The 10214-nt window shown below is 38.6% G+C and carries 9 protein-coding genes; 7 read left to right on the forward strand and 2 right to left on the reverse strand.

Annotated features, from left to right (window positions below):
- The 4 genes from L1D46_RS18030 to L1D46_RS18045 form a co-directional block, all read left to right on the forward strand.
- A partial coding sequence (locus tag L1D46_RS18030; RefSeq protein ID WP_345779681.1) for an alpha/beta hydrolase family protein occupies positions 1-847 on the forward strand: 847 nt, incomplete at its 5' end.
- A gap of 3 nt (positions 848-850) precedes the next feature.
- Positions 851-1246 carry a VanZ family protein gene (locus L1D46_RS18035; protein WP_130051581.1) on the forward strand — a complete coding sequence of 132 codons (396 nt, stop codon included), beginning with the start codon at positions 851-853 and terminating at the stop codon, positions 1244-1246.
- Between the two features lie 61 nt (positions 1247-1307).
- Entirely contained in the window at positions 1308-2216 is a 909-nt protein-coding gene (locus tag L1D46_RS18040; protein ID WP_130051580.1) for a diguanylate cyclase, read from the forward strand.
- Positions 2217-2335: 119 nt separating this feature from the next.
- On the forward strand, positions 2336-3721 hold the full coding sequence (locus tag L1D46_RS18045; RefSeq protein WP_130051579.1) for a M28 family metallopeptidase: 1386 nt from the start codon (positions 2336-2338) through the stop codon (positions 3719-3721).
- Here L1D46_RS18045 and L1D46_RS18050 read toward each other — a convergent pair whose 3' ends face one another.
- Together L1D46_RS18050 and L1D46_RS18055 are read right to left on the reverse strand one after the other, a co-directional pair.
- Positions 3722-4858: an ATP-binding protein gene (locus L1D46_RS18050; protein WP_239977988.1), complete on the reverse strand. Its 1137-nt coding sequence runs from the start codon at positions 4856-4858 to the stop codon at positions 3722-3724.
- A 31-nt stretch (positions 4859-4889) separates the two neighbouring features.
- Complete coding sequence (locus tag L1D46_RS18055) at positions 4890-5825, reverse strand: hypothetical protein (RefSeq protein ID WP_239977989.1); 936 nt, start codon at positions 5823-5825, stop codon at positions 4890-4892.
- Positions 5826-6048: 223 nt separating this feature from the next.
- Between L1D46_RS18055 and L1D46_RS18060 the strand changes: the two genes are divergently transcribed.
- The 3 genes from L1D46_RS18060 (at position 6049) to gdhA (ending at position 10145) form a co-directional block, all read left to right on the forward strand.
- The gene (locus L1D46_RS18060; protein WP_239977990.1) at positions 6049-8235 is read left to right on the forward strand and encodes an LruC domain-containing protein; all 2187 of its coding nucleotides are present in this window, start codon (positions 6049-6051) and stop codon (positions 8233-8235) included.
- Positions 8236-8237: 2 nt separating this feature from the next.
- Complete coding sequence (locus tag L1D46_RS18065) at positions 8238-8711, forward strand: hypothetical protein (RefSeq protein WP_130051576.1); 474 nt, start codon at positions 8238-8240, stop codon at positions 8709-8711.
- An 81-nt stretch (positions 8712-8792) separates the two neighbouring features.
- Entirely contained in the window at positions 8793-10145 is a 1353-nt protein-coding gene (gene gdhA / locus L1D46_RS18070; RefSeq protein WP_239977991.1) for an NADP-specific glutamate dehydrogenase, read from the forward strand.
- Positions 10146-10214 lie beyond the last annotated feature (69 nt).

Raw genomic sequence — 10214 nt, forward strand, 5'->3', positions numbered from 1 at the left:
AGAAAAAGGAATTATGATGAAAAAGTTTCTCTGTACGTTATCGATCATTTTCAGCTTACCGCTTTATGCTTATCAAACCGACACCTATACGTTTAAAGGTAAAAAAACAGCCATAGAAAAACCTGTGACGGTGACGATACCGGATGGCTATCAAGAATCAAAAAAATACAATGTTATATATGTCTTACATGGCTACAGTGGCAATCATAGTGATTGGACAAAGCTTACAGATATAGAAAAACTAGCAGATCAATATGATGTTATCATTGTTAATCCTGATGGTAACTATGGCTCTTGGTATCTAGATTCAGATATCGACAAAAGTTCGCAATACGAGACTTACATCGCTGAAGATTTAGTCAATTATATAGACTCAACCTATTCGACCAATCGGTCTAAAAGTGGGCGTGCAATCACAGGCTTATCGATGGGAGGGTTTGGCGCGTTGCATATTGCTATCAATAACCAAGCACGGTTTGCTGCAGTATCAGGGATGTCTGCGGGAGTCGATGTTAGGCCGTTTAGTGCAGAGTTTGACCTTGCAAAAGTACTCGGCAGTTACGCTGAAAACAAAGAAAAATGGGATAGCATAGCCATTATTAATAACCTTCATAAAATTGCTGCAGGCAATACGGCATGGAAAAAGGGGGCTGATAATTTAGCGATTATGCTTGATATTGGTGTAGATGATTTTTTTATAGAGCAAAACAGAGCACTACATCAAGCTATGTTAGACCTGCGTATTCGCCATGATTATATAGAACGCCCAGGCATTCATGACTGGCACTATTGGAATAAAGTAATTGCCTATCAATTTTTATTTTTAACCTCTCATATGGCGCCATAAAGGATGTTTCAACGTATTCTTGTGTTAATTGCCATTGGCTTTTTTGGTTTTATAGGTTGGGTTATTTACCTTGCCAATACCGGACAAAAGTCGGTATTTTTTGATCTCGTTGCAGTCATTCCTTACGGTGATAAGTTGGGGCATTTTTGCTTATTTGGTCTACTCACGTTATTCATCAACCTTGCCTTTAAATTTAAGACAATGGCTGTAGGGGGACGACCTATCTATTTAGCTGTGTTGATTGTTAGTACGTTTGTGATTTTAGAAGAGCTAAGCCAGTATTTTGTCGAATCGAGAACATTAGATTTTATCGATTTAATTGCTGACTTTGCGGGTATCGCAGTATTCAGTGCTATTTCAGCTTGGCTTTGCAAAAAGTTATATCCAACTAAGAGCTAAACTTTCAGTAACTTGCTTGGTTTCGTCTATAATCAGTGTAGACCAAGCCTAAAAGTTGCGTATGAACAGAGATACCTCGGATTATTTGTCAGATATTATTGATCTATTACTCGATGCTGTATGCGTAGTTGATGCCAAAGGTACGTTATTGTTTACTAATCCTGCCTTTGAAACAATCTTCGGATACACACCAGAAGAAGCTATAGATAGGAATATGCTGGACTTTGTTTACCCAGAGGACAGGGCCAAAACTATTAATGCCATAAACCAAATTGTGGTCAATGATCAGCATCCACGATTTGAAAATCGTTGGGTAAGAAAAGATGGCAGAGTGGTTCATGTATTGTGGTCTGTCTATTGGTCAAAAGAAAAACAAGTCAGAGTGGCTATCGCTTATGACATAACAGAGCAAAAAAATCTCGAACAAAAACTGATATATATGGCGGGACACGACCCCCTCACCGATCTTCCTAATCGTAGTTATTTAACTACCCAACTTGAAGAGTCATTATCAATTGCAAATACTATTTCAACAGTGATTGCAGTACTTTTTATCGATATAGATGGTTTTAAGCAAGTTAATGATGTTCATGGCCATGGCGCTGGCGACAAACTATTAAAAACGATTGCAATGCGCATTCGTCATGTTTTGAGAAAGGAAGACAGTGTAGGGCGCTTAGGCGGCGATGAGTTTGTAGTTATTCTCAATAGCATTAAACACAAAAGTGATGTTATTAAAATCGTTGATGAGCTAATAGCGGAGATATGTCAGCCTTTAGTTTACAATGATGCGGAGCTTACCTACTCACCCAGTATTGGTGCCGTGCTGTTTCCTGAACATTATGGTGATGCTGAATATTTAATTCAGTGTGCCGATAAAGCCATGTACAAAGCAAAGAATGAAGGGGGGAATCGTATGGTTTTTTATAATGATGGAATAAAGTTACCCGGCGCTAAAAACACAGGTTAGCGTATCATAAACTACAGCAGGTATATGGTTTCAACCTAATAATTTGTTTTCTAACTCATAACTATTGCACGAAATGAAATATTAGTTAGCCTTGAATGATTCATTGAAGGAGTGAAACTATGTTTAAGCGTAAAATAATAACAAATAGTGCTTTTTTTAGCTCATCACTGTTATTGGTAGCGGCGGCTCATGCCACAACACCTCAATATAAAGAACAACAAGCTTTGCATGAAATTGCAAGTGCCGTTTCTAAAACACGTATAGAGCAAGATATTCAAACGCTGGTTGACTTTGGCACTCGCCATACTCTCTCTGAGACGAAATCAGATACGCGTGGTATTGGTGCTGCAAGACGTTGGATCAAGTCTGAGTTTGAGGCGATTTCTAAAGCTTGTGGTAACTGCCTAGAAATCATTGAAGTAAAAGACACTATTTCCGGTGAAAAGCGTATTCCAAACCCGGTTGAAGTTGTCAATATTGTGGCTATTCAGCGCGGTCAAGTTGATGCTAATCGCATGGTTATGATGTCGGGTGATATTGATTCGAGAGCCTCTGATGTAATGGACTATACCTCAGATGCGCCAGGGGCTAACGATAATGCATCTGGTGTGGCTGGCGTGCTGGAATCGGCGCGAGTTTTATCAAAGTATAAATTTAATGGCTCAATTGTTTATGCAGCTTTATCTGGTGAAGAGCAAGGCTTGTTTGGCGGCAAAATTTTAGCTAAATACGCTCAAGATCATAATTGGCGTGTTCATGGTGTTTTAAACAACGACATGATTGGTAACTCAACGGGCATTAATGGGGTAACAGATAACACAACTGCACGTATCTTCTCTGAAGGTACTCGCGTTATAGAAACAAAAGAGCAAGCCCATAAACGCCGTTTTACGGGGGGTGAAGTTGACTCTGCAAGTCGTAACCTTGCGCGTTACATAGATACAATCGCAGACCGCTACATTGAGAACCTGGATACCATGTTGATATATCGACTCGATCGTTTTGGTCGAGGAGGGCATCATCGTCCATTTAACGATGTTGGCTTTGCGGCTGTGCGTATTATGGAAACCAACGAAAACTACAACCAACAGCATCAAGACTTACGTACTGAAAATGGTATTACCTATGGTGACACCATTGACCATGTTGATTTTGCCTATGCAGCGAAATTAACTTCACTAAATGCGGTGACTATGGCTTCAATAGCGTGGGCTCCAGCACCGCCAACGGGCGTTAGTATTTCAGGTGCTGTAAAGCCAAGTACAACCTTAGCGTGGGATGAAAGTGATGATCCAACGGTGGTTAGTTATAAAATCTATTGGCGTTATACTAGCGAACCACAATGGCAATTTAGCCGTGATGTTGGCAAAGTAACAGAAGCAACACTGAAAAATGTCGTGATAGATAACTACTATTTTGGTGTTGCTGCTGTGAACAAAGATGGTATTGAATCACCGGTTGTATTTCCTGGTGATGTTGGCGCATTCGAATGGCCAAACAAATAACTAAATAGGAATAGTTAAGTCATAGCGAACACCACCCAGTTCGCTATGAGCTGCCATAATACGCCAGTTATGGGCTTCGACAATTTGTTTTACAATCGCAAGCCCAATTCCTGAACCTGATTGTTTCACTGTTTTTAAGTCTGGCACTCTATAAAGATGGTCAAAAATCTTTGCTAAACTCTCGTCGCTGACGCCAGGGGCTGAATCTTCATAGCAGATTAATAACCGTGTTTGGTTTTGGCTAATCGTAAAATTAATTTTCCCAGGCTGCTGCGTGTACTTAATCGAATTACTGATTAAGTTTGCAAATAATTGTGAAAGCCTTGTTGCATCACATTCTAGTGTTAATTCATCCGTTATATTTTGTGTGAACCCAACTTCAAACTTATCAAGTTGAATAATCATATCTGCGTGTAAGCTTTGGAAATACTCTGCAGCATTAATTTTTGTTAGGTTGAGCTGAAAGCTATTTTGTTCAAGTAGTGATATTTTATTTAAATCACTGACTAAAGTAGCCATGTCGGTGATTTTTTGGTTGAGCTTTTCGTAAGTGAGCTCATTAAATTGAGTTAGGCCTGCTTGAAGGGTTTCAAGGTGTAAGCGTAAACCCGTTAGTGGACCACTTAGCTCGTGAGCAACTTGTGATAATAACTTACTACGTTGACTAATTTGTTTATCTAGATAATTTCGACGCTGTTCAATGAGTTGTTTTCTCTGTCTCACTCTTAATAATGCGATGCCCATTACAGCTAAAAGCAAGCTAAATATTAAAATACTATATAGGATAGTTTGGCGCTGAGAGGCAATAGCTTGGCTTTTTTCATTATCTTGGAGCTTTAAATCTTGAATAGCCAAGTCGCGGTCGCGCATAGCAATGGAGTTCTGCAGCTCAGCTAAACGTTGATTGTAGTTGTTACGGGCAAAACCTTTTTCAAGCTCAGTAATCGTTTTTTGATATAAAAATGCCTGTTGATAATCTGTTTGTTTTTCTGCCACTGTTGTCAGATGCTCAAGGGCAATGATTTGTTTTTGTTGTTTATTCTTGGTTTTACTTAATTGGTAGGCTTGCTCTGCATAATGTTTAGCTTGTTTAAGTTCAGAAGAGCCAATATATAGTTTTGCTAATGTGAGTAACACATCTATATATAAGTGATCGTCATGTTTGAGCTCAGTGATTTATAGCAATATTATGGTTTGCCCAGGCAGAATTTCGAGTGCTGTTATAACTCGCAAACACTTGTTGTGCTTGTTTAGCGTAATCCAGTGCTGAAGTGTAGTTTTTTAGCCCATATTCACATTGTGATAGCTTAACAAGACTATGTCCGATATCAGAAAGAGCTCCAGTTTGCTTATCAAAATATAAGGCTGTGTTAAATTCGCCTTTTGCTTTTTCGAATTGTTCTAAATCTAAATAACTTTGCGCAATCGAATAACTTATACCAGCTTGCAGTGAAATAGACGGCGACATTTTCTGAATTACTTCTCGACGTTTTAATTTATATTCGAGAGCAAGGGTCAAACGATCTAACTGTTCAAGGTTACGAGAGTAACCTTGGTATAGTATCTCTTTTTGTTTTAATGTTAATTCGCGTTTATCGTTGTGAATGTACGTCTCTAAAAGGGTTAAGGCTGCTTGGTACTTTCCAGAATTATGATAAGCACTAACAAGGCTCGCCACGGCATCAATCTCATAATCAGTAAATTGCAAACGCTGAAAAAGGGCAACATTTTGTTGAGACAGTTGAATAGCGGTCTCTAAGTCATTTTGTCTGTATGCCAATCGCGCTTTAGCTAGATACAACTCGCTATAAATAGGGGAGTCGTTTTTGTATTGGGGCATGGATTCAAGCTCATCAAAAATAGTTTGCGCTTGTTGAAACTTTCCTAAGTGTATATAAACGTGTATCAATCTAACATTAAAGCTTATTTGCTCTGCAAGGCTGGCAGTTTCGATAAGGTGCTTATCAATACTTATTAAATACTCATAACGTTTTTGATAGTCGCTGATTGTAATGGCTTCATCAATGTTGCTTTGCAGCGTTGATGCAAAAGCACTGCTGAGGTATAAGATACAAAACAGAAGGTAAGAGGTTTTAAGTTTCATAGTGCGGTTTATTATAAATTTATTCCGCATTAGTTTAGCATGCCATTCTTTTAAGTGGGGATGATTCGCTTATGTGACCAAAAAGAGTTGCATTTTGCAATTATCCTTCTCGCATCTTGCAAGTAATTTGGATTGCTCGTTCATAAGGTATTGTTATAAAGCTATTTATTTTTTGGAATAGTTGCTGCTTTAAATAATTACACATCCACAGGAGAGTGTCATTATGAAAAGTAACATACCCGCTTATCTACTATTCGCACTTGCAACGGGCTTCGTAAGTGCAGCACCATTTCAGCAGTGCCCAAGTAAAGCATTTTTGATTCAGGGAAAACCCGCGCAAATGTTTGGCGTTGACCTAGTATCTGCTAAATCTACAGTGCTAGCTGCAACACTCAATTTTACTTTAGAAGCTAACAACGAAAGTGTCAATGCGGTTGGCTTTAATTATAAAGACCAATATATGTATGGCTTTAGTAAACAATCCCCGAAAAGTGTTGTGCGAATTGGTGACGAATACATATTAGAGCGGTTAAATGTAAATGGACTACCAGACACCAACTTTTATGTTGGTGATATTCAGGTAAATAGTGAAACTAATCAGGCTATTTATTATCTATATCACCCAAAATTTGGCTTGTTTGGAATAGATTTAACAGAACCATCTGATGCGTATCAAGCAGAATTAGTAGCGGACTCAGCTAATTGGGGTTTAGCTATTTATGATTTTGCGTTTCATCCTCATAGCAATCTTTTATATGCGGTTGAGTCAAATGGCGACTTATATGAGATAGATTTAGATAATAAGACACCCACTTTTGTCGCAAACCTCGACATAGCCGGCGATACCGGTGCAAATGGTGCCAGTTATTTTGATGTACAAGGCCAGTTTTATTTTAGTAATAACCGCAGTGGTAAAATCCATAAAGTAGATTTAGGTAAAAGCCCTGTAGATGGTTATACACCGACCGCTTCAGTATTTACTTTGGGGCCTACTTCAAACCAAAATGATGGTGCACGCTGCGCTATCGCAGAAGTAAAAGTAACTGATAATTCAATAGACTTTGGCGATGCACCCATGTCATATAAAACAGTACTTGCTGATAGCGGTGCCCGTCATTTGTTTGACCCTAATGAAGACCAATCAAATTTGGTTTATCTAGGCGCATATGTTGATGGTGAAAATATCAACATAGAAGCCGATTTACAGGCATCTCCGGTCGATAGCTCTGATGATGGCGTTAAGTTTGTAACTGATTTCGTTGCTGGCTCTACTAGTCAGGTAATAGTAACAGCCCCTAATGATAATGGTTATTTATATGCTTGGTTTGATTGGGATCAAAACTTCCAGTTTGACTCTGATGAAATTACAGTGAGTAAATATCGCTTAAATCAAGGTGATAACAGTGTACTAGTCGATGTACCTAGTGATGCTGTAATGGGGGCTACATGGGCTCGTTTTCGTGTGACCGATGGCAGTGAGTTGAGCCCAATTACAGCCAGTGGTGGGGTAACAGGTGGCGAGGTAGAAGATTATCCAGTAACAACATATGGTAGCTTGGTATACCCAAGTGAAAATGGCTGGGTAACCCTTGCTTATGAAGATCAATGGCCATTTGCCGGTGATTATGATTTTAATGATTTAGTTGTTAATTATCGTACAAAGTTAATAGAGAAAGATGGCCAAGCGCTTGGTTATAAGATTGAAGGAGAATTAGTAGGAATAGGCGCAAGTTACCATAACGGTTTTGCTGTTAGATTAGCTCAGTCCTCAGGTGGAAGTTTAAAGCGAATATTACGAAACCAAGTAAATGAGAGCGAGATTAGTTTAATTATTAATAATGAAGTGCAGACACACACCGTGTTAGAAGAAGGTGTTGATGATGCCATTCTCATTATAATGCCAGATACTTGGTCGTATGTAAGCAGCCAAAGCGGGTGCAGTTTCTTTCGTACTGAGAATGGTTGCTATACCAGTAGTAAAGTTGGTTTTACTTTGAGCGTTTCTTTAAATACCGGTGTTTCTTCAGTAAATGCACCGAAATACACTTTAGATCCTTTTATATTTGGAGCAGCTGGTTTCAGCCATGGGCAATTTTTAAGTGGAAAAGACCCAAGAAGTTGGGAAGTTCATTTAAAAAATCAAGCACCGACAGAAAAGTTTGACCAAAGCTTTTTTAATTACCCTGAAAGTGATGATGCATCAAATAACCTATTTGGATATTACTTTCAATCACCTACCGGTTTACCTTGGGCTATTGAGGTTGGAGCTGAGTGGGCACATCCAAAAGAGAAAGTTGATATAACATTAGCTTACAGCGAATTCAAAATATTTGCAGAGTCATCTGGGCGTGAAAGCACACTTTGGTTTAATAGTGCAAAGCTGGCAAATGTTATTTTACGAGGAGAATAATCATGAAATATTATACTTTAATAACTTTTAGCCTAATGTTGTCAGCATGTGGTGGTGGCGAAAGCAACTCATCAATTAAGACTGAAAGTGCTATACAGACACCCACCACAAGTACAGCTACTGAAACAACTGGAACAGATATAAGTGAAGAAACAGAGACAATGGCGGACTTAATGATTGAACCGGAATTTGATTTAAGTAGCAAAATGGAACTAAGCGTAGATGTTGATTTAAACATGGGTGATAGCAGAGCGTATGTAAATATTTGTCTAAAAGGTGATGATAATAGAGCAGATTACAGCCAGTGCTTACTGCGTGCTCCATTAAAACAAAGCAAATTGTTATCTAGTGTGATGCTTGCAAACAATGCGATACAGCTGGTGGCTGAAGTGTGGTTTTATGACTCTCAAAATGAGCCTCTACGTTTTTATTGGCAGTATGATGATAGGCAACCATCCGTGTTTAGTATTCGCTAAAATAAGTGATCGATATTATGTTTTTTTAAGTTTAATTTTAAGAGACCGATTATTTTCAACAGCTTAAAATAGGATTTTGATATGCAATATATAGAAGAGGTACTGCAAACTGTAAAAGAGTCTAACCCAAACGAACAAGAGTTTTATCAAGCTGTTGAAGAAGTGTTGACATCAATTAGTCAGGTAGTTGAAGCTAATAGTGAATATCGAGAACATGCTATATTAGAGCGATTAGTTGAGCCTGAAAGACAGGTAGTTTTTAGGGTACCTTGGCTTGATGACAATGGCAAAGTCCACGTTAACCGTGGTTTTAGAATTGAATTTAGCTCGACCCTAGGTCCATATAAAGGTGGCTTGCGTTTCCATCCGAGTGTTAATCAAAGTGTGGTTAAATTTTTAGGCTTTGAGCAAGTTTTAAAGAATTCACTGACAGATTTACCTTTAGGAGGAGCCAAAGGTGGTGCTGACTTTGATGCAAAAGGTAAAAGTGATAATGAAATTATGCGTTTTTGCCAGTCATACATGACAGAGCTTTATCGTCACATTGGTGCAAATACAGATGTTCCTGCCGGCGATATTGGTGTTGGCACTAAAGAAATAGGTTACTTATTTGGTCAATACAAACGCATCACTAATCAATTTCAAGGTGTACTTACCGGAAAATCAGAAATTATGGGTGGTTCAGCTTTAAGAACAGAAGCAACTGGCTATGGTATCGTTTATTTCTTGAGTGCAATGCTAGATGCTAAAGGTGAGTCCTTAAGGGGGAAGAGGTGTTTAGTGTCTGGAGCTGGTAATGTTGCGCTATATCTGATGGAAAAACTCGATGAATATGATGCAATAATACTAAGTTGTAGCGATTCAAAAGGTACACTGTATTGCAAGGATGGGCTTGACGTGAAATTAGTTAAGCATTTAAAGAAAGAAAAAGGAGCTGAGCTTAGGGATTATTTGAACAAGCATAAAGATGCTGAATTTACGCCTGTTAATCAATACCCTAGTGAAGGTCATCAAGTATGGCAATATGAAGCCGACATTGCACTTCCGTGTGCAACACAAAATGAAATTACCGAAAAAGATGCTTTAACACTTGTAGAAAATAACTGTTTGATCGTGTGTGAGGGCGCAAACATGCCAACCACAGTCGATGCGCTTAAAGTATTTAAAAAGCACAATGTCTTTTTAGGACCAAGCAAAGCAGCAAATGCGGGCGGTGTTGCCACGAGCCAATTTGAGATGGCTCAAAATGCAAGTATGCAAAAATGGCGGCCGAAACAAGTTGATGAGAAGCTTCAGCAAGTTATGAAGTCAATTTTTGATACTATTTCATCGACAGCTAAACAGTATTCTAACGAATACGACCTTGTACTTGGTGCGAATATAGCGGGGTTTGAAAGAGTTGCAGATGCAATGTTAAAACAAGGTGTTGTGTAATGCTTCATAATTAAAAAATATTCTTTTTAGTAATATAAAATGAAATATAAAAAGACACCCACTTTTACT

Source organism: Pseudoalteromonas sp. Isolate3, from assembly GCF_022398505.1.
In the GTDB taxonomy this organism is placed as follows: domain Bacteria; phylum Pseudomonadota; class Gammaproteobacteria; order Enterobacterales; family Alteromonadaceae; genus Pseudoalteromonas; species Pseudoalteromonas apostichopi.